Raw genomic sequence first — 23,280 nt, 5'->3', positions numbered from 1 at the left:
CGGATTCGGCCGAACGCGACATCGTGGTGTGCGCCGCCGGCACGCTGCCGGCCGAGCTGCACAAGTTGTGGCGCACCAGTACGCCCGGTGGTTATCACATGGAGTACGGCTTTTCCTGCATGGGTTACGAGGTGGCCGGTGGCCTGGGGGTGAAGATGGCCGGCCGGAACGCGAAGTCATCGTGATGGTGGGCGATGGCAGCTATTTGATGCTGAACAATGAGCTGGCTACTTCGGTGATGCTGGGTCACAAGATCATCGTGGTGCTGCTGGACAATGCCGGTTACGCCTGCATCAACCGCTTGCAGCAGGCCTGCGGCGGTGCGCCTTTCAACAATATGCTGGTCGACTGTCTGCATGGCGAGCATGGCATCCCGCAGGTCGATTTTGCCCAGAATGCCCGTTCGCTGGGTGCCGAGGCCGAAACCGTCGGCTCGGTGGCCGAACTGCTGGCCGCCATGGTACGTGCCCGGGCATCCAGCCGCAGTTATCTGATCCAGCTGCGTATCGATGGCCCGCAATGCACTCCCGAAGGCGGCAGCTGGTGGGAAGTGGGCATTCCGGAAGTATCGGAACGCGAAGCGGTACGCAATGCCCGTGCCGACCATGAACAGGCCCGCCAGCGTCAGCGCTTGGGCTGAGCCGGATGACAACAAGGAGAGAAAGCGTGACAGATTTTGATGTGCGTATAGGCATCAACCCCATTTCCTGGAGTAATGACGACCTGCCGCAACTGGGTGGCCATATTCCGCTGGAAACCTGCCTGCAGGAGGGCGCGGAAATCGGCTATGCCGGCTTCGAACTGGGCAACAAGTTTCCCAAAGACCCGCAGGCCCTGCGCGACAAGATGGCCGAATACGGCGTGGCCGTGGTGTCCGGCTGGCATTCCGGTCATCTGGCCGAGGGCTCGGTGGAAGATGAAATCGCAGCAGCCACTGCCCATGTCGACAAGCTGGTGTTCAACGGTTGCCAGGTGCTGGTGTATGGCGAGGTGGCCGGTTCGGTGCAGGGACAGCAGCAAACGCCACTTTCGCAACGGCCTCGCTTTGCCAGCCAGCAGCAATGGCGGGATTACGCCGCGCGGCTGGATGCCTTTGCTGCCTGGCTGAAGGGCAGAGGCATCACCCTCGCTTATCACCATCACATGGGTGCGTATTGCGAAACCAGTGCCGACCTGGACTTGCTGATGTCACTCACCGGGCCGGATGTCGGCCTGCTGTTTGATACCGGCCACATCACTTTTGCCGGAGGCGACGCCTATGTCGAGTTGCTCAAGCACGTGGACCGGGTGGTGCATGTGCATTGCAAGGATGTGCGACGGACGGTGATGCAACAGGCCAGGGCAGAAAACTGGAGCTTTCTGGATGCCGTGCTCAAGGGGGTGTTTACCGTACCGGGCGACGGCATGATCGACTTCGCCCCCATTCTGGCCACGCTGCAACGGCATGGCTACCGGGGCTGGCTGGTGGTGGAGGCCGAGCAGGACCCGGCGCTGGCACCCAGCTATGAATACGCCAAGAAGGGTTACGACTATCTGGCTGCCTTGTGTGCCAGCCTGCGCCAGCCGGTTGTTGCCTGAAAACGCTTGTTGCCAGTGCAGCTGGTCGCCGAGTCAGTAGCCATGCCATGTCGGCATGGCTTTTTCATTTTTCCGCCCTTGTTGTTGCATTTGTGCCCGGTTAAAACCCGTTAAATCAAGGGGATGGCCATGCTGTGCATGGCGCTGTGGCAGGACCCTGGCCAGCATGGGCAACTGGTTCATCTGGCAAAATATAGAAAAACATTTCTAAGTGCAGTGCAGCATGAAATTTTATTTGCAATATTGATGCGGCTCACTTATCTTAGCTGCACGACAACACGATATGCGCTTCGCATTGCACTGCAACATGAGCGGTCGGCGGCATGTCGGGATCGAACCCACACCATAAGGACAGGAGACGCATCAATGAAACGCATCACCAAGCTTGCTGGTTCCGCAGTGTTCTTTTCCCTCACCATGCTGGCCATGCCGGCATCCGCCGCCAAACTGGGCGTGACCATGTCCGCCTTTGACGACAACTTCCTCACCGTGCTTCGCAACAACATGAAAACCTACGCCGGTAGCCAGAAGGGAGTGGACATCCAGTTTGAAGATGCGCAGAACGACGTTGGCCGCCAGCTCAGCCAGGTACAAAACTTCATTGCCCAGAAAGTGGACGCCATCATCGTCAACGTGGTGGATACCGATGCCACGCCGAAAATCACCAAGCTGGCGCAAAGCGCCGGCATTCCGCTGGTGTACGTAAACCGCATGCCGGCTGACAAGACCCTGCCTGCCAAGGTGGCCTTCGTCGGCTCCAACGAGGCCGAATCCGGCACCGTACAGATGAAAGAGGTGTGCCGCCTGATGAAGGGCAAGGGCAATATCGTGGTGATGATGGGCGACCTGGCCAACCAGGCCGCACGTCAGCGTACCAAGGATGTGGAAGAAGTCATCGCCAAGGCCCCGTGTAACGGCATCAGGATTGTAGAAAAACAGACCGCCAAATGGTCGCGCACCGATGGCCGCGACCTGATGATGAACTGGCTGAGTGCCGGTCTGCAGTTTGACGCCGTGGTGTCCAATAACGACGAAATGGCACTGGGTGCCATCCAGGCGCTCAAGTCTGCCAAGCGTCTGGACAAAACCATCGTGGCTGGCGTGGATGCCACCCAGGATGCCCTCACCGCGATGAAAAACGGCGAGCTGAAAGTCACCGTGTTCCAGAATGCCGCCGGTCAGGGCAAGGGGGCGGTAGACACCGCGCTGAAACTGTCGCGTGGCGAGAAGCTGCCGTCGATGATCTGGGTGCCGTTCGAGCTGGTCACCCCGGCCAACCTGAAGAACTACCAGTCGCGCAACTAATGCTGAAGCGGGCGGTAGCAAGAGACTGCCGCCCGGTACTCAAGGAGGAGAGCAAGCCATGTTGAGCCTGGCCCCGGAAAAACCGAAGGCAGCCGCACCGTCCCACCCGCCGGTGAACAGCGAAACGCTGCTGATTGAAGTGGAAGGCGTGCGCAAGGCTTTTCCCGGTGTGGTGGCGCTGGATGATGTGTCCTTCCGCCTGCGCGCCGGAACCGTGCATGCGCTGATGGGAGAAAACGGCGCCGGCAAGTCCACGCTGATGAAAATCCTGGCCGGGGTGTATATCCCGGACAAGGGCGTGTACCGCCTGCACGGCCGCGAAATTGTGCTGACCTCGCCGCTGGATGCCCTGGAAAACGGCATCGCCATGATTCATCAGGAACTGAACCTGATGCCCTTCATGAGCATTGCCGAAAACATCTGGATCCGCCGCGAGCCGCTGAACCGCTTCGGCCTGATCGACCATGCCAGGATGTACCAGATGACCCGCGAGCTGTTTGCCCAGCTGGCCATCGATCTGGACCCCGAGGCCAAGGTGGCCAGCCTGAGCATTTCCAGCCGCCAGATGGTGGAGATTGCCCGTGCGGTGTCGTACAACTCCGACGTGCTGATCATGGACGAACCCACGTCAGCGCTGACCGAGCACGAAGTCGCCCACCTGTTCCGCATCGTGCGCATGCTGCGCGAACAGGGCAAGGGCATCATCTACATCACCCACAAGATGAACGAGCTGTTCGAGATTGCCGACGAAGTGTCGGTGTTCCGCGATGGCCATTTCATCGGCTGCAAGCGGGTGGAGCAGCTGACGCATGATGAAGTGATCCGCATGATGGTGGGGCGTGAAATCACCGAGATGTTCCCCAAGACCATCGTGCCGATTGGCGAGGTGGCACTGGAAGTGGAACACCTCACCCTCGATGGCGTATTCCACGATGTGTCCTTTTCCGTGCGTCAGGGGGAAATCCTCGGCGTGGCAGGGCTGATCGGCTCCGGCCGCAGCAATGTGGCGGAAACCCTGTTTGGCGTCAGCCCGGCCAGCAGCGGCCAGATCCGCATCAATGGCCAGGCGGTGACGGTGGATTCCCCGCGTACTGCCATGCAGCACGGCATGGCCTTTCTCACCGAAGACCGCAAGGACACCGGCTGTTTTCTCAACCTGAGCATTCAGGAAAACATGCAGATCTCGGTGCTGGGCGGTGACAACCTGAAGGCTGGTTTTGTCCGCCAGCAGGCGCTGGACAGCATGTGCGCGGCCATGTCCGGCACGCTGCGGGTGAAAACGCCGAATCTGGACGAACGCATCGAAAACCTGTCCGGTGGCAACCAGCAAAAAGTGCTGATTGGCCGCTGGCTGCTGACCAATCCGAAAATACTGATTCTGGATGAACCCACCCGCGGCATCGACGTGGGTGCCAAGGCCGAAATCCACAAGCTGATCTGCAAGCTGGCCGGGCAGGGTGTGGCCGTCATCATGATTTCGTCCGAGTTGCCCGAAGTCCTGGGCATGAGCGACCGCATCATGGTGATGCACGAAGGCAGGGTGACCGGCATTGTCGACCGGGCCGACGCCACCCAGGTCAGCATCATGACACTGGCTGCCGGCTGACACTGCCGCCAGCCAGGCAAAGCACAATAACAGCAGGAGAAGACGAGATGGCAATCAGCAATACGCAGCCGCTGGACAAGGCAGCAAAATCCGGCGCATTTGGCTTCAGGATTCCCGCCGAAGCACGCATTTTCATGGTGCTGCTGGGCGTGGCCCTGATATTCGAACTGTTGGGCTGGCTGTTCGTCGGCCAGAGCTTCATCGCCAACAAGGAAAGACTGATCGTGATGGTGCTGCAGGTATCGGTCATCGGCATCATCGCGGTGGGCGTCACCCAGATCATCATCATGGGCGGTATCGACCTCTCATCCGGCTCGGTGGTGGCGCTCACCGCCATGGTGTCGGCCAGTCTGGCGCAAACCTCCGACTTTGCCCGCGCCGTATTCCCCGCGCTGACCGACCTGCCGGTGATTGCACCGCTGGCAGCCGGTTTGCTGGTGGGGCTGGTGTGTGGCCTGATCAATGGCACGGTGATTGCCAAGACCGCCATTCCGCCCTTCATCGCCACGCTGGGAGTGATGGTGACTGCACGCGGCATGGCCAAGTGGTACACCAAGGGTGAGCCCATCAGCATGCTGTCGGACAACTATGCCGCGATTGGTGCCGGCATCAACCCGGTCATCATCTTCCTGGTGACGGCGCTGGTGTTCCACATCATCCTCAGCTACACCCGCTACGGCAAATACACTTACGCCATCGGCGCCAACCGTGCCGCTGCGCGGGTGGCCGGCATCAATGTCAACCGCCACCTGATTCTGGTGTATACCGTGGCCGGCCTGTTGTCCGGTCTGGCCGGGGTGGTGACGTCGGCGCGGGCGGTGTCCGGTCAGGCCGGCATGGGCATGATGTACGAGCTGGACGCGATTGCCGCTGCGGTCATCGGTGGCACTTCGCTCAATGGTGGCCTGGGCAAGATTACCGGCACGGTGATCGGCACGCTGATTCTGGGCACCATGACCTCCGGCTTCACCTTCCTGCGTATCGACGCCTATTACCAGGAAATCGTCAAAGGCATCATCATCGTGGTGGCCGTGGTGGCAGACCAGTACCGCCAGCGTAATCGCCGCAGCTGATAGCCCGCCAGCACACAGCGGGTGTGGCAGCAGTTAAACTGTGGCCGGAGTCACACCCGGCTGTCCTGATGCGGCATGACAATGCGGCAGGAATCTCTCAGCAGGGTGTTGATCGGGAAGGTGCGCCTTCCCGTTTTTTCATTGTTGCGGAAACCTGTTGTGCGCCCGAATCCTGTTGTGAGAGTAGATCAAGCGGTACGTCCCGGACTGGCAGAAGCCACGCTGGTACTGGTGACCCTGATTGCCGGTTTCGGCTGGCTGTGTTCCAAGGAGGTGCTGCGCGGCATGCCGCCCTTGCTGTTTCTTGGGGTGCGCTTTGGCAGTGCCGGTGTGGTGCTGGCCTTGCTGGCGCGCTGGCGTGCCCAGCCATTGCCTTGGCGTCTGCCTGTCAGCAGCTGGTGGAGTGCGCTGATGCTGTCCTTGGCCATGGTGCTGTGGATGCTGGCCCTGCAGCAAAGCAACAACCTGGGCGTGGGTGCCTTCATCGGCAGCCTGGGCGTGGTATTGGCACCAGTGCTGGCGCGGCTGATGTTTGGCACCGTGCTGCTGGCGCAAACCTTGTGGGCCATGCCGCTGGCCGCGATGGGGGTGGCGGCCATGGCCTTGCATGGTGGCTGGCAGCTGGGTGCGGCCGACAGCCTGTTTCTGGCTTCGGCCGTGGCGATGTCGGTATTTCTCAATCTGAACGGCAGGGCAGGGGCGAAGGCTCCTGCATTGAGTCTGACCGCCTTGCAGCTGCTGCTGGCCGGAGTGGCCGGTTTGGTCGGTAGTGTACTGGTGGAACACTGGCCATCCCGGCTGAGCGGTGAGCTGATGGCCTGGCTGCTGGTAAGCATCCTGCTGGCCACCTGTGGCCGCTTCTTCCTGCAAGGCTGGGCGCAGGCGCGGGTGCCAATGCAGCGTTCCGCCTTCATCCTGCTGCTGGAGCCGGTGTGGACCGCCATGCTGGCCTGGTGGTGGTTTGGCAGCGGCATGAGCGCCAGTCAGCTGACCGGCGCGGGACTGATCATGTCGTCCTTGCTGGTCAGTCGTCGTAAGCCCCGGCGTCGCGGGTCTCTTCAATCACCAGTTCCAGCCGGTAAGACAGGGCAATGAACAAGGCCTGACACAGGCTGATGGTGCTGGTCAGCGAGCGGAAAGAAAACGCGGTGCCCTCTTTTACCGTCAGCACCGCATCGGCATTGCGTGCCAGCGGGCTTAACTGGCTGTCGGTAATCACCAGCTGCTTTGCCTTGTTTTGTCCGGCCACACGTGCGCAGTAACGGGTTTCCTTGCCATAAGGCTGGAAGCTGATGGCGATCATCAGGTCGTTTTCGCGGATGCTGCGGATCTGGTCGTGGTACATGCCGCCCAGGCCGGATACCAGATGCACCCGCTTGGCCGTGTGCTGCAGGGCATAGCTGATATAGCTGGCAATCGGAAACATGCGCCGCACTGCCACCACATAGATATTGTCCGCCTTCACCAGCAATTCCACCGCCTTGTCGATGGCCGCCGGGTCCAGCGCTTGCGACAACTCGTCCAGCCCCTGCTGGCAGGCAGCAATGAAGTTCTGCGTCACCTGGGTGTTGCTCAGCGGGGTGTCCTGCGTGGCAATCACGCTGCGGATGCGCTTCTGGTAATTGTTGACATTGCCGCCGGCCGGGGCAAAGGCATCGCGGAACACCGTCTGCATGTCGGAAAAGCCGCTGAAACCAAAGCGCTGGGCAAAACGCACGATGGCGGAAGGTTGCACCTCGCAGGCCTGGGCAATGTCGGTAATGCGCTCCAGCACCAGGGTCTGGCGGTGTTCTTCTACGTATTTGGCAATGACTTTCAGCTGCTTGCTCAGGTCTTCGTATTCCTCGGCGATGCGTTGCATCAGCTGATCGGCGCTTATTTCCTTGGTCATGGCAGGAATGTTCGGCAATGTGGATGGCGTCATTTTAGAGTGAAACCGGCGCACTACAAAAACATTTTTCGGAAAATAATTTCTATTAGAAAATAAATACGAAAAAAAAGTTGCATTCGTCAGGCCGGCGATTTATGCTGGACTTCACCGATATGGCTGACGGCGCACTTCCCCGGGCGGGTGGAGGCGGGCCGCAGCGGCGGACAGTCACTCAACGAGACAAAGAATGCACATCATGCAAAACACCACCCATTTTGCTGCCGACCGACCGCTGGACCTGATCTGCCTGGGCAGACTGGCCATCGACTTGTATGCCCGCCAACTGGGAGCCCGGCTGGAAGACGCCAGCAGCTTTGCCCGCTATCTGGGCGGCTCCTCTGCCAACATCGCTTTCGGTACTGCCCGCCTCGGCCTGAAGTCCGCCATGCTGTCCCGCGTAGGCGACGAACACATGGGCCGCTACCTGCTGGACACCCTGACAGCGGAAGGCTGTGATGTCAGCCAGGTGAAGGTGGACCCGGAGCGGCTTACCGCGCTGGTGCTGTTGGGCATCAAGGACCGCGATACCTTCCCCCTGCTGTTTTACCGCGAGAACTGTGCCGACATGGCACTGGAAGAAGCGGATATCAATGAAGACTTCATTGCCTCCAGCAAGGCGCTGCTGATTACCGGCACCCACTTTTCCACTGCCAAGGTAAATGCCGCCAGCCGCAAGGCGCTGGCGCTGGCACGAAAGCATGATGTGCGCACCGTGCTGGATATCGACTATCGCCCGGTGCTGTGGGGCATTACCGGCCGTGGCAATGGCGAAGAGCGCTATATCGCCAGCGATGGTGTGACTGCCCATTTGCAATCGGTACTGCCGCTGTTCGACCTGATTGTCGGTACCGAAGAAGAAATCAATATTGCCGGGGGCTCGGACGATTTGCTCACCAGCCTGGCCACCGTGCGTCAGCTCGCTCCGCATGCCACGCTGGTGGTGAAGCGTGGCCCGCTGGGCTGCGCGGTGATTCCGGGTGCCATCCCGGCGCGCATCGAGGATGCCTTCTCGGTCAAGGGCGCGCAGGTGGAAGTGATGAATGTGCTGGGCGCCGGTGATGCTTTTCTGTCCGGCTTCCTGTCCGGCTGGCTGCATGGCCGCGACTATGGCTGGTGCTGCACCCGCGCCAATGCCTGCGGCGCTCTGGTGGTGTCGCGCCATGGCTGCTCGCCGGCCATGCCCACCCCGGCCGAACTGGATTATTTCCTCGGGCTGGAGAAAACTCCGTTGCGCCCGGGTGACGATGCCACGCTCAGCCGCCTGCACCGGGTCAGCATCAAGCGCAAGCAATGGGATGACCTGTGCGTGTTTGCCTTCGATCACCGCAACCAGTTTTTCGAGCTGGCGCGGCAAAGCGGGGCGGACGAGGCGCGCATTTCCGTGCTCAAGCGCCTGTTGGTGGAAGCGGTGGCGCAAACCGAAAGCGCACTGCAACTGCAAGGCCATATCGGCATTCTGGTGGATGACCGCTACGGCGAGGACGCCATGTATGCCGCTACCGGTCGCGGCTGGTGGATAGGCCGTCCGGTGGAACTGCCCGGCTCCAACCCGCTGGAGTTCGACCGTGGCCGCACCGCCACCGCCAGGCTGGAAAGCTGGCCGCAGGAACACATCATCAAATGTCTGGTGCAGTACCACCCGGACGACACACTGGAAAACCGGCTGGAGCAGGAAGCCCAGGTGCGCGCCATTTACGAGGCAGCGCAACTGAGTGGCCACGAGCTGCTGCTGGAAGTGATTCCGTCGAAAAAGCTGCCGCAACAGCCGGATACCGTGCTGCGCGCGCTCAAGCGTTTTTACAACCTGGGCATCTATCCGGAGTGGTGGAAGCTGGAATCCATGTCGGCCGCGCAATGGCAGGCGGTGGACGCGCTGCTTACCGAGCGCGACCCCTATTGCCGTGGCGTGGTGTTGCTGGGCCTGCATGCGTCGCTGGATGTGTTGCGTCAGGGCTTTGCCGACGCGGCAGCCAGCCGCAGCTGCCGTGGTTTCATGGTGGGACGCACGCTGTTCCACGAACCGTCACAACGCTGGCTGGCCGGCGAACTGGACGACGCCGGGCTGATTGCCGCTGCGCGCAACAACTTCGAAACCCTGATCGACATCTGGCGCAGCCGTCGCCAGCCGCGCTGAGCACCCGGGAGAAGAATAATGAGCAAGCCATTCAAGGTAAAAATCGGCATCAACCCCATTTCCTGGTGCAATGACGACCTGCCCTCGCTGGGCGGGGAGGTCACGCTGGACACCATTTTGCGCGAAGGTGCGCGCATCGGTTATCAGGGCTTCGAGCTGGGCAACAAGTTTCCGCGCGATCCGCAAACGCTGGCTGCCGTACTGCAGCCTTATGGTGTGGAGTGCGTGTCAGGCTGGCATTCCGGTTATCTGGCGGAAAGCAGCGTGGAAGAGGAAATCCGCCGCGTGGAGCCGCATCTGCAACTGCTGGTGCAAAACGGCTGCAAGGTGATGGTGTATGGCGAGGTGGCCAGTGCCATTCAGGGCCAGCCCCAGCCCTTGTACAAGCGCCCGCGTTTCACCAGTCAACAGCAATGGCTGGCCTATGGCGCGCGGCTGAACGAATTTGCCCGCCATCTGCAATCACGCGGCATCACCCTGGCTTATCACCACCATATGGGGGCCTATGTCGAAACCGCGCAGGACATCGACCAGTTGATGGCGGTGACCGGCCCGGAAGTCGGCCTGCTGTTTGATACCGGCCACATCACCTTTGCCGGTGGCGATGCGCTGGCGGTGCTGAACAAACATATTGCCCGCGTGGTGCATGTGCATTGCAAGGATGTGCGCCCGCAAGTGGTGAAGCAGGCCTGGAACGGCAACTGGAGCTTTCTGCAGGCGGTGATCAACGGCGCGTTTACCGTGCCGGGTGATGGCTGCATCGACTTTGCCGCCATTTTGCGTGCTCTGGCAGTTCACGGTTATCAGGGCTGGCTGGTGGTGGAGGCTGAGCAGGACCCGGTCGTCGCGCCCAGCTATGAATACGCCGACAAGGGCTATCGCACCCTGTCATCGCTGGTGGCGGCCATCAATCAGCAGGAAAGGAATGTGACATGAGCTTGTTGGTCAAGGCAGGCAAGGGGCGCGAAATTGCCGACATCACCCCGCAAAGCGCCGGTTGGCAACATGTGGGTTTCCGCGCCGTGCGACTGGATGTGGGCGAACAGGAAAGCTGGCAGGATGCCGGGCGCGAATGCTGTCTGGTGGTGCTGACCGGCAAGGTGGCGGTGCAGGCAGGTAGTCTGTACTGGGACAGCCTGGGCGAGCGCAGCAGCGTGTTCGACGAACAGGCACCGTGGGCGGTGTATGTCCCGGCCGGCGAGCCTCTTACCATCACCGCACTGACCCCGGCCGAAGTGGCCTTGTGCTCGGCACCCGGCCAGCCGGGCCGCGAGGTGCGGCTGATTGCACCTGCCAGCATGCAGCGCAGCGTGCGCGGCAAGGGTGCCAACACCCGCTATGTGACTGACATCCTGCCGCAGACCGAGCCGGCCGACGGCCTCTTGGTGGTGGAGGTGATCACCCCGTCCGGCCATTCTTCCAGCTACCCGCCGCACAAGCACGATCTGGACAATCTGCCAGCGGAAAGCGCACTGGAAGAAACCTACTACCACCGCATCGACCCGCCGCAGGGTTTTGCCTTCCAACGGGTCTACACCGACGACCGCAGCCTGGACGAATCCCACGCCGTGGAAAACCACGACGTGATGATGGTGCCGCGCGGCTATCACCCGGTGTGCGTGCCCTATGGCTACCAGTCCTATTACCTCAACGTGATGGCCGGGCCCAAACGCCAGTGGTCCTTCCACAACGACCCGCAGCACGAATGGCTGTTGCAACTGCCTGATTGAGGCCGTGGTGCCGGGCTGTCCTGGTCCGGCGCTGGTCGTCACATTCCCGCTCATTTTCCATTTGATGCCCACCGCTCAAGGGCAGGCCCCCGGCTTGTCCGCAGCAAGGAGAAACCATGTTGCAGATTCCGCATTTCATCAATGGCCAGCGTACTGCTGGTGTGGCACAGCGTTACAGTGCCGTGTTCAACCCGGCATTGGGCCGCCCGCAGGCCGAAGTGGCCCTGGCCGAGCCGCAGGATGTGGCCGCCGCGGTGGCGCCGCTCATGCAGCGTTTCCGGCCTGGGCGGCACTGTCCCCGCTCAAGCGTTCGCGCATCCTGTTCCGCTTCAAGAGCATTCTGGAAGAACGCCAGCGCGAACTGGCGGCGGTGATTTCCAGCGAGCATGGCAAGGTGGAGTCCGACGCGCAGGGCGAAGTGCAGCGCGGGCTGGAAGTGGTGGAGTTTGCCTGCGGCATTCCGCAGTTGCTCAAGGGCGAATACACCGAACAGGTGGCCACCGGCGTGGATGCCTGGACCATGCGCCAGCCGCTGGGCGTGGTGGCCGGCATCACACCGTTCAACTTCCCGGCCATGGTGCCGATGTGGATGTTCCCGGTGCGCTGGCCTGCGGTAATACCTTCATCCTCAAGCCTTCCGAGCGCGACCCGTCCGCCCCCTTGCTGATTGCCGAATGGCTGCAGGAAGCCGGGTTGCCGGATGGCGTGTTTAATGTGCTGCAAGGCGACAAACTGGCGGTAGATGGCCTGCTTACCCATACGGATGTGGCTGCAGTCAGCTTTGTAGGCTCCACCCCGATTGCCCGCTATATCTATGAAACCGGTGCCGCACACGGCAAGCGGGTGCAAGCGCTGGGCGGGGCCAAGAACCACATGGTGGTGCTGCCGGATGCCGATCTGGACATGACCATAGAAGCGCTGATGGGTGCGGCCTATGGTTCGGCTGGCGAGCGTTGCATGGCCATCTCCGTGGCCGTGGTGGTGGGCGATGTGGCTGACACACTGGTGGCGCGGCTGGCCGAGCGTACCCGTCAGCTGCGCATCAATGTCGGTACCGACCCTAAGGCCGAAATGGGCCCGCTGGTCACGCGCCAGCATCTGGACAAGGTGACTGGCTATATCGCACAGGGTGTGGCCGAAGGGGCCAAGCTGGTGGTGGATGGCCGTGGCCTGGTGGTGCCAGGCTGCGAGGAAGGCTTCTTCATCGGCGGCACGCTGTTCGATCACGTCACCCCGGAGATGACCATCTATCAGGAAGAAATCTTCGGCCCGGTGCTGGCCGTGGTGCGGGTGGACAGTCTGGAAGCGGCAGTAAAGCTGATCAACCAGCACGCCTATGGGAATGGCACGGCCATCTTTACCCGCAATGGCGGTGCTGCGCGTGAGTTTGCCCATCGCATCCAGGTGGGCATGGTGGGCATCAATGTGCCGATTCCGGTGCCCATGGCCTTCCACAGCTTTGGCGGCTGGAAAGCCTCGCTGTTTGGCGACCATCACATGCACGGCCCGGAAGGCGTGCGTTTTTACACCCGCATGAAGGCCATCACCAGTCGCTGGCCGGCAGGGCAGGTGCAGAGCGCAGAATTTGCCATGCCAACCCTGGGTTGAGCGGCAGCAAGAGGGGCCATGCTTGTCGCCGGGCCTCTCTTGTTTCGGACATGGTTTGCATCCTCTGATCGACCTTCAGGCAGCCTTGGCTGCCTTTTTTTGATTGGAGCAAACAAAAGGCCCGCCCTGTTGAAGGGCGGGCCGCTGTGCCGTTGGGTGCAATTACTGCCCGGCGGGTGCCAGCAGCGGGGTATAGCCCAGACTACGCAGCTTGGCCATGGCCTCGTCGGCTTCGGCCCGGTTCTTGAACGGCCCCAGTTGTACGCGGGTTTCGGTATGGGCCTCGATACCCTTGGCCTTGAGTTCTTTCACCAGTTTTTCAGCATTGCCCATGCTGGAGAACAAGCCCAGCTGCAACTTGTAGCCCAGCGAGCTGCCTTCCGGCTTGGCCTTGGACAGTGGCGCGCTCTGGGGCAGGGCGGTGGTTTCTGCACTATTTACTGTCACCGGTGACGCCGTGCCGGCAGATGGTGCGGGTTTGCTGGCAGCCACATGCGGTGCAGCGGTGTTTGCCGCAGGTGACGCTGCCGGGGCTGGCGTACTGGTGGTGACGGTGCTTGTACTGCCGGTGCCGGCTTTGACGACAGGCTTGCTGGCAGGCGGGTGTGCCGCTGGTGGGGCCACCGGTTTGGCACTGGCCACTGCCGGGGTTTTGCTCACATCCGGGGCCTGTGGTGTGGCAGCTATCGGTGCCGCTGGCGAAGGCGAAGTTCCGGCATCGGTCTCGGGTGCGCTGGCCTCCACCACCGGGGCGCTGGCGACTTGCGGCTCCGGTGCGCTGGCCTCCACTACCGGGGCGGAGGCGGCATTGACAATCTTGCCGGAGCTGCTGACCGGTGCTGCTGCCGTCATGTCGACCTTGGGCTTCTTCATGCCATCGAGCACCGGAATGGCGGCCAGTGCCACCGCAACCAGGCCACCGGCAATCGCCAGGCGTTTTTTCAGCTTGCTGTTGAGGTCTTGTTCGTCCGGCGCATGGCCGTGGTCTTGCCCGTGGTTTTGTTCAGTCATGGCCTTGAATTTTTATGCAGCAGAGGCTTGAAAAGGCTGGTAAAATATCGGGTTCCTCAGAATTGCGTAACCCGAGTGGATAAACTAAAGCCTAGTTTAGCCACTTGTTCTGTTATTTGGGAGTATTTGGGAGATTTTTATGGCAATTGAACGTACCCTGTCCATCGTTAAGCCGGATGCCGTCGCCAAGAACGTGATTGGCAAGATCTACGACCGTTTCGAATCCGCCGGTCTGAAAATTGTTGCAGCCAAGCTGAAGCAACTGTCCCGCGCTGAAGCCGAAGGCTTCTACGCTGTGCACAAAGAACGTCCTTTCTTCAAGGACCTGGTTGACTTCATGGTTTCCGGCCCGGTGATGATCCAGGCTCTGGAAGGCGAAAACGCCATCGCCAAGAACCGCGAACTGATGGGCGCCACCGACCCGAAAAAGGCTGACGCCGGCACCATCCGCGCCGACTTCGCCGAATCGATCGACGCTAACGCCGTACACGGCTCCGACAGCGCTGAAAACGCTGCCATCGAAGTGGCTTACTTCTTTGCCGCTTCCGAGATCTACTCCCGTTAATCTCGTTTTGCCGTAATGGATGTATCTGGCGGCAGCCCTGTGGCTGCCGCTGTTTTACCGAGGACTGCATGAAAACCAACCTGCTCGACTTCAATCTGGACCAGCTGACCGAACACTTTGCCGCCATGGGTGAGAAACCCTTCCGCGCCAAGCAGGTGATGCGCTGGATGCACCAGATGGGCGAAGACGATTTCGACGCGATGACCGACCTGGCCAAGAGCTGCGTGCCAAGCTGCACGAGCGGGCCGAGGTGCGCGTACCGTCGCTGATGACCGGGCAGGCGTCCAGTGATGGTACCCGCAAGTGGCTGCTTGACGTCGGCACCGGCAACGGTGTGGAAACCGTGTTCATTCCGGAAGACGACCGCGGCACCTTGTGCGTGTCATCCCAGGTGGGTTGCGCGCTGGAGTGCACGTTCTGCTCCACCGGCCGCCAGGGTTTCAACCGCAATCTCTCCACCGCCGAAATCATCGGCCAGCTGTGGTGGGCAAACAAGGCCATGGGAATCACCCCGAAGAACGAACGGGTGGTATCCAATGTCGTGATGATGGGCATGGGCGAGCCCTTGGCCAACTTCGACAATGTGGTCAGCGCGCTGCAGATCATGCTGGACGACCACGGCTACGGCCTCAGCCGCCGTCGGGTGACGCTGTCCACCTCCGGCCTGGTGCCGCAGATGGACCGCCTGCGCGAAGCCTGTCCGGTGGCGCTGGCTGTCAGCCTGCACGCCCCCAACGATGCCATTCGTGATGAAATCGTCCCGATCAACAAAAAGTATCCGCTCAAGGAACTGATGGCCGCCTGCCAGCGCTATCTGGAAAAGGCCCCGCGCGATTTCATCACCTTTGAATACGTGATGCTGGACGGCATCAACGACCGGCCGGAACATGCGCGGCAGTTGCTGGAGCTGGTACGCGACGTACCGTGCAAGTTCAACCTGATTCCGTTCAACCCTTTCCCCAATTCCGGCTATGACCGCTCCAGCAATAATGCAATCCGGATTTTCCGGGAAATGTTGCAGGAGCAGGGCTACGTGGTTACCGTAAGGAAAACCCGTGGTGACGATATCGATGCAGCATGCGGGCAACTGGCGGGGCAGGTGATGGACAAGACCCGCCGTCAGGTCAAATGGATGCAGATCGCACAGGAGAATGAAAAATGATCAAGTGGCGAGTGTGGATGGCAGCAAGCCTGTTGGCGTATGCCTGTGTCGCATTCGCCGCTCCGGCCAACCGGAAACTGGCGGAAATCCGCAGCCAGCTGGCCGTTGAATATGCATCGATGGGCAATCTGCCCGTGGCGCTGGAATCTGCCAATGAAGCCGTCGAAGCCGATGACAGCTTTGCCGGTGCCTATCTGACGCGCGCCTACATTTTCAATCTCATGCATCTGGATGCCGATGCCGAGAAGAACTTTCTGAAGGCTTTGCAGGTCGATCCATCCAGTCCGGAGGCCAATAACAACTACGGCCAGTTCCTGTGCGAGCACGACCACCCGCGCACAGCGATGGACTACCTGGCAAAGGCTATTGCCAACCCCTTGTACCAGACACCACAGACCGCCTACCTCAATATGGGCCGCTGCAGTGTCAAGCTGGGGGAGACCACCCAGGCCAACGATTACCTGCTGACCGCACTGCGACTGGCTCCGGACTATCCGCCGGCGCTACGTGAGCTGGCGGCCTTGCATCTGGAGCTGGGCAATGCCAAGCTGGCATCCTTTTATTTTTCCCGCCTGCTGAAAATTGTCGGGAATACCCCGCCCGGTGCCGATGTGCTGTGGCTGGGTGTGCAGATTGCCAGAAAAGGGGGAGACCGGTCGCATGAGGCGGAATATTCGGCCCTGCTGAAAAACAAATACCCGGACTCCAAAGAAACTCAAATGTTGTTGAGCGGAAGCTGAAGATGGAACAGGAAGCAAATGGTCAGCTCTCAGGGCTTGGCGTCGGTGCGGTGCTCAAGGCGGCCCGTGAACGTGCCGGCCTGAGTCTGGGCGAAGTGGCAGACCGGCTCAAGCTGTCCATCCGGCAACTGGAAGCCATCGAACACGATGATTTCCAGCAACTGCCGGGTAGCACTTTTGTACGTGGTTTTGTCAGGAACTATGCCCGTTTTCTGCATGTGGATCCGGAACCCCTGATGCAGCAACTTGAGCAGCATTTTCCATCTGCGGTCAACGACGTGGTCAACCTGGTCAAGCATGAGGCTCAGGGTGATGCCGTGGCGCATGCGCCACAGGCAAACGCACTGGATAACATGCAGGCCCCAGGCGGCAAAGCCGGCAAATGGCTGATCATCGCCCTGGTGCTGGCAGTACTGGCTGCTGCTGCAGTCTGGTTACTGTCCCGGCCTGCCAGCAAGGCAGATGACAGCAAGCAAACCTTGCAACCCATGCTGACGGAACAGGCAGCTTCGGCGGCTACTTCAGCCTCGGCACCCTTGCCGCAGGCCGAGGCAGCATCCGCCCCGCAAGCTGCCCCGGCAGAGACTACGCAACCGGCAGCATCGGCCCCTGCGCTAGTGGCCCAGCCGGCCCCGGTGGCCAGCAAGCCACAGGCCAGTGTCCCGAGTGCAGCTGAAGTGGTACCGGCAGCCGCTACCGGCAAGATCAGCCTCAGTGCCAAACAGGCAGCGTGGATCTCGGTCATTGATGCCAACGGCAAGAAACTGCAATTTGGCACGCTGGAAGCAGGTGGCAGCAAGGAGTTGAGCGGTACGCCGCCGTTCCAGCTGAAAATTGGCAATGCGGCCCAGGTCGAACTCAGTTTTAACGGCCAGCCGGTTGCGCTGGCGACAAGATTCGTGGCACTACTGCCAAAATTGAACTCAAGTAAATGCGGATTGTTGCATGAATAGCGTGAATATCGCGCGACGCCCCACCCGTCAGGTACGCGTGGGGCATGTCATGGTGGGGTCGGATGCACCGGTTGTGGTGCAGTCCATGACCAATACCGACACGGCAGATGCCATCGCCACCGTAGAACAGGTTTACCAGTTATCCCAGGCCGGCTCCGAGCTGGTGCGCATCACGGTCAACTCGCCGGAAGCTGCCGCGCGCGTGGCGGAAATCCGCCAGCGCCTGGACGACATGGGGTGTAATGTCCCGCTGGTGGGCGATTTCCATTTCAATGGCGAACGCCTGCTCAAGGAATACCCCGATTGTGCCCGCGCCCTGGCCAAATACCGTATCAATCCCGGCAATGTCGGCAAGGGTGCCAAGGGGGACGACAAGTTCGCCTACATGATCCGCACCGCGGCCGAGCTGGACAAGCCGGTACGCATCGGCGTGAACTGGGGCAGCCTGGATCAGGCCCTGCTGGCACGCATGCTGGATGCCAATAACAGCAAGCCGCAACCCTTGCCGCTGGAACTGGTGATGCGCGAAGCGCTGATCGTGTCGGCGCTGGAATCCGCCGACAAGGCGATGGAGCTTGGCTTGCCGGCTGACAACATCCTGCTGTCGTGTAAGGTCAGCAATGTGCAGGACCTGATCACTGTTTACCGTGATCTGGGCAGCCGCTGCGACTTTCCGCTGCATCTGGGTCTGACCGAAGCCGGCATGGGCAGCAAGGGCATCGTGGCTTCTTCCGCGGCGCTGGCCATCCTGTTGCAGGAAGGCATTGGCGATACCATCCGTATTTCGCTGACCCCGCAGCCGGGCGAAGCACGTACCCGCGAAGTGGTGGTGGCGCAGGAGCTGCTGCAAACCATGGGCCTGCGCAGCTTCACCCCGCTGGTGACTGCTTGTCCGGGTTGTGGCCGCACCACCAGCACCTTCTTCCAGGAACTGGCCGACCAGATCCAGACATACCTGCGCGAGCAGATGCCGGTATGGCGTTTGCAATATCCGGGTGTGGAGGACATGAAGGTAGCGGTGATGGGCTGTGTGGTGAATGGCCCGGGCGAAAGCAAGCTCGCGGACATCGGCATTTCGCTGCCCGGTACCGGTGAAGTGCCGGTGGCACCGGTCTATGTGGATGGCCAGAAGGATGTCACCCTGAAAGGCGACAATATCGCGGCAGAATTCATGGCGCTGGTGAACAACTATGTTCACAGCCGTTTTGGTGAAGGTGGCAGCAAGCGCCGGGAAACACCGGCTGCACGCACCATTCCCATCCTGCCGCAGCGCTGAGCGCAGGCAGCTACAGACTGGCAAGATCAACCGAATAGCAAGAAAAAACATCAAATGGCGCAAAAATTGCAGGCAATCAAGGGCATGAATGATGTACTGCCCGCCGAGTCGTACCAATGGGAATACTTTGAAGGCGTATTGCGCAAGCTGCTGGCCGACTATGGCTATCAGAACATCCGTACACCGATTGTGGAAACCACCCCGCTGTTTGTCCGGGCCATTGGCGAAGTGACCGATGTGGTCGAAAAGGAGATGTACACCTTTGTCGACAGCCTCAATGGTGACAGCCTGACCCTGCGCCCGGAAGGCACCGCAGGTACCTTGCGTGCCGTGGTGGAACATACCCTGCTGTACAACACCACGCAGAAGCTGTGGTACATGGGCCCGATGTTCCGCCACGAAAAACCGCAAAAAGGCCGTTACCGCCAGTTCCACCAGATGGGCATCGAGGCGCTGGGCTTTGCCGGCCCGGATATCGACGCCGAAATCATCGCGATGACCGCCGACCTGTGGCAACGCCTGGGCCTGAGCCAGTATGTCCGTCTGGAAATCAACTCGCTGGGCAATGCCGAAGAGCGTGCAGCGCATCGCAAGGCGCTGATCAGCTATCTGGAAGGCTTTGTCGACATCCTGGATGAAGACGGCAAGCGCCGCCTGTACACCAATCCGCTGCGCGTGCTGGACACCAAGAACCCGGCATTGCAGGAAATGGCCAATAACGCCCCGCGCCTGTCCGACTATCTGGGTGAAGCCTCGCGTGCCCATTACGAAGGCTGGAAGGCCATGATTGGCGCGCTGGGCATCGACTTTGTCGAAAACCCGCGTCTGGTCCGTGGCCTCGATTACTACAATCAGTCCGTGTTCGAGTGGGTCACCACCGAACTGGGCGCACAAGGCACGGTATGTGCCGGTGGCCGTTACGATGGCCTGATTGAACAACTGGGTGGCAAGCCTGCACCGGGCATCGGTTTTGGCATGGGCCTGGAGCGTGTGCTGCTGCTGTTGCAGGACAAGGGTTTGTTGCCGGCGGCACGCAGCGTGGATGTCTACATCGTGCAGCAGGGCGATGGTGCAGCCATGTATGCGATGAAACTGGCACAGCAGTTGCGCCATGCCGGCCTGTCCGTCATCCAGCACCTGGGTGAAGGCAGCTTCAAGTCGCAAATGAAAAAGGCCGATGGCAGCGGTGCCGAATTTGCCGTCATCATCGGAGAAAACGAAATGGCGGCAGGTCAGGCCGTGGTCAAGCCCATGCGTGCCGAAGCAGCACAGCAAACCGTGGTGCTGGACCAGGTAGCCGCGACCATTGCCGCGATCAAGGCTTGATATAAGGGGGGTGCGCAATGGCGTACGACTTGCAGGAACAGGAACAGATCGACTCCATGAAGGCCTTCTGGCAACAATGGGGCAAACTGATTGGTGGTGCGGTGCTGGCCATCAGCGTGGCCTATCTGGGCTACAAGGGCTATGGCTACTATCAGGCAGCACAGGCCAGCAAGGCTGCCGTGGTGTTTGCCGATGTCGAGCAGGCTGCCCAGACGCAGGACCTTGCCAAGGTAAAATCGGCTGCCGCGCAGTTGCAGGCAGACTATGCCGGCACCGCTTACGCTGCTGATGCTGCCTTGCTTGCCGCCAAGGTCGCCTTTGAAAAGAACGATCCGGCCACGGCACAGGCCCAGCTGGGCTGGGTGGTGCAAAACGTGAAGGACGAATCCATGGTTGCCGTGGCGCACCTGCGTCTGGCCACCATCCAGCTCGACCAGAAGCATTACGATGCAGCCCTGGCCGAACTGGGTCAGGCTCATCCTTCAGCCTTTGATGCCCTGTTCCTTGATTTGCGCGGCGATGTGCAGACTGCCAAGGGCGACAAGGCTGCCGCCCGTGACGCCTACAAGGCTGCGCTTGCCAAGCTGGTAGGCGACTCGCCCAACCGCCAGTTCATTCAGACCAAACTTGACGCACTGGGAGCCTAATTGATGCGCCGCCAACTGCTGGTTACCGCTGTACTCTCCTCCTTCTTGCTGGCTGGTTGTGCCAGCTGGTTTGAAGGTTCTGTCGCTGCCAAGCCCACACCGCTGGCGGACATCAAGCCCATCCAGGCGCTGAAAGTGAAGTGGACGCTGTCACAAGCTGCATCCGATGGCACATTCACACCGGTTTATGCCAACGGTAATGTGGTTTCTGCCGATGCCGATGGTCATATCCGTGTGGTGGATGCCCTGACCGGTCGCCAAACGGCTGACATCGCGCTCAAGCGCGGTCTTTCCGCAGGTGTGGCTGTAGCGGGTGATACTGTCATCGTCGGCACGCTGGACGGCAAACTGCTGGCCGCCGACCGTAACAGCGGCAAGGTACTGTGGGAGCAGTCGCTCACCAGCGTCATTCTGGAAGCCCCACAGGTGGCTGGCAGCATGGTGGTGGTGCGCAGCAATGACGGCCGTCTGACCGGCTTCAGCCTGAGTGATGGCAAGCAGCAATGGTCGGTATCCCACACGCAGCCGCAGCTGCTGGTACGCAATACCGGCTCCATGCAGGCTGTCGGTAACGAAGCTGTCATGGTAGGCCTGCCTGGCGGCAAGCTGGACATCATCAGCCCTGCCAATGGCAATACCCTGTGGGAAGGCGTAGTGGCCAACCCGCGTGGTGCCACCGAACTGGAACGCATTACCGACATCACCAGTCGTCCGGTCTACGAAAACGGTCAGGTGTGTGCCGTGGCCTATCAGGGAAAAGTAGCCTGCTTTGATGCCAAGGGCGGCAACCTGATGTGGTCGCGCGAGTTGTCCTCCAGCCGTGGCGTCGCGCTGGATGCCAGCAAGCTGTATGTCACTGCGGAAAACGGTTCGGTCTGGGCCTATGACCGAACCACCGGTCGCAACCTGTGGAAAACGGATGCCCTGAAATTCCGTAATGTATCTGGCCCCGCCATGCTCGGACGTTTTGTTCTGGTGATCGATGGCGAAGGCTATGGCCACCTGCTGTCCAATGAAAATGGCAGCCTGGTGGGCCGTGTGAAACTAGGTAGCGAAGGCACTGTCGCCCAGCCCCTGTCCCTGGGCTCTTCTGCCCTGGTACAAGCGGCAAGTGGCCGCCTGTCGCTGCTGTCCATTGAGTAAATGTTGTAATGAAACCTACCGTAGCGCTGGTCGGCCGTCCCAATGTGGGCAAGTCGACCCTTTTTAACCGGCTCACCCGTAGCCGTGACGCACTGGTCGCCGACCAGCCTGGCCTGACTCGCGACCGCCATTACGGTCACGGTCGCGTCGGGGGCAAACCGTATCTGGTGGTGGATACCGGCGGTTTCGAACCCGTGGTCGACGAAGGCATCCTGTTCGAGATGGCCAAGCAAACCCTGCAGGCGGTCGACGAAGCCGATGCGGTGGTGTTTCTGGTGGATGGCCGTACCGGCATCACTCCGCAGGACAAGATCATCGCCAACCGGCTGCGCCAGATCGACCGACCGGTTTTCCTGGTGGTCAACAAGGCCGAAGGCATCAGCCATGCCATTGCCGGAGCGGAATTTCACGAACTGGCACTGGGGCAGCCGCTGGTGATTTCCGCCGCACACGGTGACGGCGTGCGTGAACTGATGGACATGGTGCTGGAAGACTTCCCGGAAGAAGTGGAAGAAGAAGACCGCTATCACCCGAAGTTTGCCGTCATCGGCCGCCCGAATGTGGGCAAGTCCACGCTGGTGAATGCCATTCTGGGTGAAGAGCGTGTCATCGCCTTCGACCAGGCCGGGACAACGCGTGACAGCATCTATATTGATTTTGAACGCGAAGGCCATACCTACACCATTATCGACACTGCAGGTGTGCGTCGTCGTGGCAAGGTGAACGAAGCGATTGAAAAGTTCTCCGTCATCAAGACCATGAAGGCCATTGAAGACGCGAACGTCGCGGTACTGGTGCTGGATGCGCAGCTGGACATTTCCGAACAGGACGCCACCATTGCCGGCTTTGCACTGGAAGCAGGCCGGGCGCTGGTGGTGGCAGTCAACAAATGGGACAACCTGGATTTCGAGCAAAAGGAAACCATCAAGCGGGATATCGCCCGCAAGATCAGCTTCCTCGACTTTGCCAAGTTCCATTACATCTCGGCCATCGAAGGCCGTGGTGTGGCCGATCTGTTCAAGTCCATCGACGAAGCCTACCAGGCCGCCATGGTCAAACTGGCCACGCCCAAGCTCACCCGTGTGCTGAATGTTGCAGTTGAGCGTCAGGCTCCGCCGCGTTCGGGCCTGATGCGTCCCAAGATGCGTTATGCTCACCAGGGCGGCATGAATCCGCCCATCATCGTCATTCACGGCAATGCACTGGATGCGATTCCGGCAAGTTATACGCGTTATCTGGAACATACCTTCCGCAAGGTGTTCAAACTGCAGGGTACGCCACTGCGGGTACAGTACAAAACCTCGGAAAACCCCTTCGATACCGAAGAATCCAAGGAAAAGTCCAGAGCCAAGCCCAAGCCGATGTCCAAGATGCGTGGGCGCGAGAAGGAAGTGCGCTGGGGCAAGAGTGGTAAAAAATAGTAGGCTGGGTTTTTTTCTGCTAAAAATAAGCATGCCAGCCGGGTTTTAAAGATTACTTAATACAACAATCAA

At 60.4% G+C, this 23,280-nt stretch carries 18 protein-coding genes and 3 pseudogenes; 19 read left to right on the top strand and 2 right to left on the bottom strand.

The genetic code is table 11. The features are described 5' to 3' along the window. Window positions 1-23: 23 nt before the first annotated feature. The 6 genes and pseudogenes from AWT75_RS15475 to AWT75_RS15450 all read left to right on the top strand — a co-directional run bounded on the left by AWT75_RS15475 (window position 24) and on the right by AWT75_RS15450 (window position 6,657). Window positions 24-640 (top strand): annotated as a pseudogene (locus tag AWT75_RS15475) (thiamine pyrophosphate-dependent enzyme). A 26-nt stretch (window positions 641-666) separates the two neighbouring features. Further along, window positions 667-1,578: a myo-inosose-2 dehydratase gene (gene iolE, locus AWT75_RS15470; RefSeq protein WP_062790206.1), complete on the top strand. Its 912-nt coding sequence runs from the start codon at window positions 667-669 to the stop codon at window positions 1,576-1,578. A 366-nt stretch (window positions 1,579-1,944) separates the two neighbouring features. Beyond that, window positions 1,945-2,883, top strand: coding sequence for a sugar ABC transporter substrate-binding protein (locus AWT75_RS15465; protein WP_045846023.1), 939 nt, complete (start codon window positions 1,945-1,947; stop codon window positions 2,881-2,883). 58 nt (window positions 2,884-2,941) lie between these two features. Then, entirely contained in the window at window positions 2,942-4,489 is a 1,548-nt protein-coding gene (locus tag AWT75_RS15460) for a sugar ABC transporter ATP-binding protein (RefSeq protein ID WP_082696145.1), read from the top strand. 47 nt (window positions 4,490-4,536) lie between these two features. Then, the gene (locus tag AWT75_RS15455; protein ID WP_045846022.1) at window positions 4,537-5,562 is read left to right on the top strand and encodes an ABC transporter permease; all 1,026 of its coding nucleotides are present in this window, start codon (window positions 4,537-4,539) and stop codon (window positions 5,560-5,562) included. A gap of 177 nt (window positions 5,563-5,739) precedes the next feature. Beyond that, a complete protein-coding gene (locus tag AWT75_RS15450; RefSeq protein ID WP_062790203.1) occupies window positions 5,740-6,657 on the top strand; it encodes a DMT family transporter in 918 nt (305 codons plus the stop codon). Here the strand turns inward: AWT75_RS15450 and AWT75_RS15445 are convergent. Next, on the bottom strand, window positions 6,587-7,453 hold the full coding sequence (locus tag AWT75_RS15445; RefSeq protein ID WP_045846020.1) for a MurR/RpiR family transcriptional regulator: 867 nt from the start codon (window positions 7,451-7,453) through the stop codon (window positions 6,587-6,589). The two genes, AWT75_RS15450 and AWT75_RS15445, sit on opposite strands and share 71 nt — an antisense overlap. A 235-nt stretch (window positions 7,454-7,688) precedes the next feature. On the opposite strand from AWT75_RS15445, the gene AWT75_RS15440 reads away from it, so the two are divergent. From AWT75_RS15440 to AWT75_RS15425, 4 genes and pseudogenes are all read left to right on the top strand, one after another. After that, window positions 7,689-9,626 carry a bifunctional 5-dehydro-2-deoxygluconokinase/5-dehydro-2-deoxyphosphogluconate aldolase gene (locus AWT75_RS15440; RefSeq protein ID WP_062790219.1) on the top strand — a complete coding sequence of 646 codons (1,938 nt, stop codon included), beginning with the start codon at window positions 7,689-7,691 and terminating at the stop codon, window positions 9,624-9,626. 18 nt (window positions 9,627-9,644) lie between these two features. Further along, window positions 9,645-10,562 carry a myo-inosose-2 dehydratase gene (gene iolE, locus AWT75_RS15435; RefSeq protein WP_062790200.1) on the top strand — a complete coding sequence of 306 codons (918 nt, stop codon included), beginning with the start codon at window positions 9,645-9,647 and terminating at the stop codon, window positions 10,560-10,562. After that, on the top strand, window positions 10,559-11,356 hold the full coding sequence (gene iolB / locus AWT75_RS15430; protein WP_045846018.1) for a 5-deoxy-glucuronate isomerase: 798 nt from the start codon (window positions 10,559-10,561) through the stop codon (window positions 11,354-11,356). The genes iolE (AWT75_RS15435) and iolB overlap by 4 nt, the downstream gene beginning before the upstream one ends. 116 nt (window positions 11,357-11,472) lie before the next feature. Next, window positions 11,473-12,964, top strand: a pseudogene (locus tag AWT75_RS15425) (CoA-acylating methylmalonate-semialdehyde dehydrogenase). A 162-nt stretch (window positions 12,965-13,126) separates the two neighbouring features. On the opposite strand, the gene AWT75_RS23560 reads toward AWT75_RS15425, so the two are convergent. Beyond that, the gene (locus AWT75_RS23560; RefSeq protein WP_062790197.1) at window positions 13,127-13,975 is read right to left on the bottom strand and encodes an SPOR domain-containing protein; all 849 of its coding nucleotides are present in this window, start codon (window positions 13,973-13,975) and stop codon (window positions 13,127-13,129) included. A gap of 139 nt (window positions 13,976-14,114) precedes the next feature. Here AWT75_RS23560 and ndk point away from each other — a divergent pair, with 139 nt between their 5' ends. From ndk to der, 9 genes and pseudogenes are all read left to right on the top strand, one after another. Continuing rightward, window positions 14,115-14,540, top strand: coding sequence for a nucleoside-diphosphate kinase (gene ndk, locus AWT75_RS15415; RefSeq protein WP_059287534.1), 426 nt, complete (start codon window positions 14,115-14,117; stop codon window positions 14,538-14,540). Between the two features lie 68 nt (window positions 14,541-14,608). Then, window positions 14,609-15,702, top strand: a pseudogene (rlmN, locus tag AWT75_RS15410) (dual-specificity RNA methyltransferase RlmN). Beyond that, the gene (gene pilW, locus AWT75_RS15405; RefSeq protein WP_239689626.1) at window positions 15,699-16,442 is read left to right on the top strand and encodes a type IV pilus biogenesis/stability protein PilW; all 744 of its coding nucleotides are present in this window, start codon (window positions 15,699-15,701) and stop codon (window positions 16,440-16,442) included. The pseudogene rlmN and the gene pilW overlap by 4 nt, the downstream one beginning before the upstream one ends. Window positions 16,443-16,444: 2 nt before the next feature. Continuing rightward, window positions 16,445-17,395 carry a RodZ domain-containing protein gene (locus AWT75_RS15400; protein WP_239689625.1) on the top strand — a complete coding sequence of 317 codons (951 nt, stop codon included), beginning with the start codon at window positions 16,445-16,447 and terminating at the stop codon, window positions 17,393-17,395. After that, window positions 17,388-18,671, top strand: a complete 1,284-nt coding sequence (gene ispG, locus AWT75_RS15395) for a flavodoxin-dependent (E)-4-hydroxy-3-methylbut-2-enyl-diphosphate synthase (RefSeq protein ID WP_062790194.1) — start codon at window positions 17,388-17,390, stop codon at window positions 18,669-18,671. The genes AWT75_RS15400 and ispG overlap by 8 nt, the downstream gene beginning before the upstream one ends. A 54-nt stretch (window positions 18,672-18,725) precedes the next feature. Continuing rightward, complete coding sequence (hisS, locus tag AWT75_RS15390; RefSeq protein WP_045844756.1) at window positions 18,726-19,997, top strand: histidine--tRNA ligase; 1,272 nt, start codon at window positions 18,726-18,728, stop codon at window positions 19,995-19,997. Window positions 19,998-20,014: 17 nt separating this feature from the next. Next, a complete protein-coding gene (locus AWT75_RS15385; protein WP_045844757.1) occupies window positions 20,015-20,644 on the top strand; it encodes a YfgM family protein in 630 nt (209 codons plus the stop codon). Between the two features lie 3 nt (window positions 20,645-20,647). Continuing rightward, window positions 20,648-21,787 (top strand): outer membrane protein assembly factor BamB, encoded by a 1,140-nt coding sequence (bamB, locus tag AWT75_RS15380; protein ID WP_045844758.1) that lies wholly within the window; start codon window positions 20,648-20,650, stop codon window positions 21,785-21,787. 8 nt (window positions 21,788-21,795) lie between these two features. Then, window positions 21,796-23,208: a ribosome biogenesis GTPase Der gene (gene der / locus AWT75_RS15375; protein ID WP_045844759.1), complete on the top strand. Its 1,413-nt coding sequence runs from the start codon at window positions 21,796-21,798 to the stop codon at window positions 23,206-23,208. Window positions 23,209-23,280: the final 72 nt, after the last annotated feature.

The sequence above is a fragment of the Aquitalea pelogenes genome, from assembly GCF_001515305.1.
Lineage (GTDB): Bacteria > Pseudomonadota > Gammaproteobacteria > Burkholderiales > Chromobacteriaceae > Aquitalea > Aquitalea pelogenes.
Note: the sequence above shows the minus strand (reverse complement) of the source record. Positions and strands in the feature narration are given on the sequence as shown.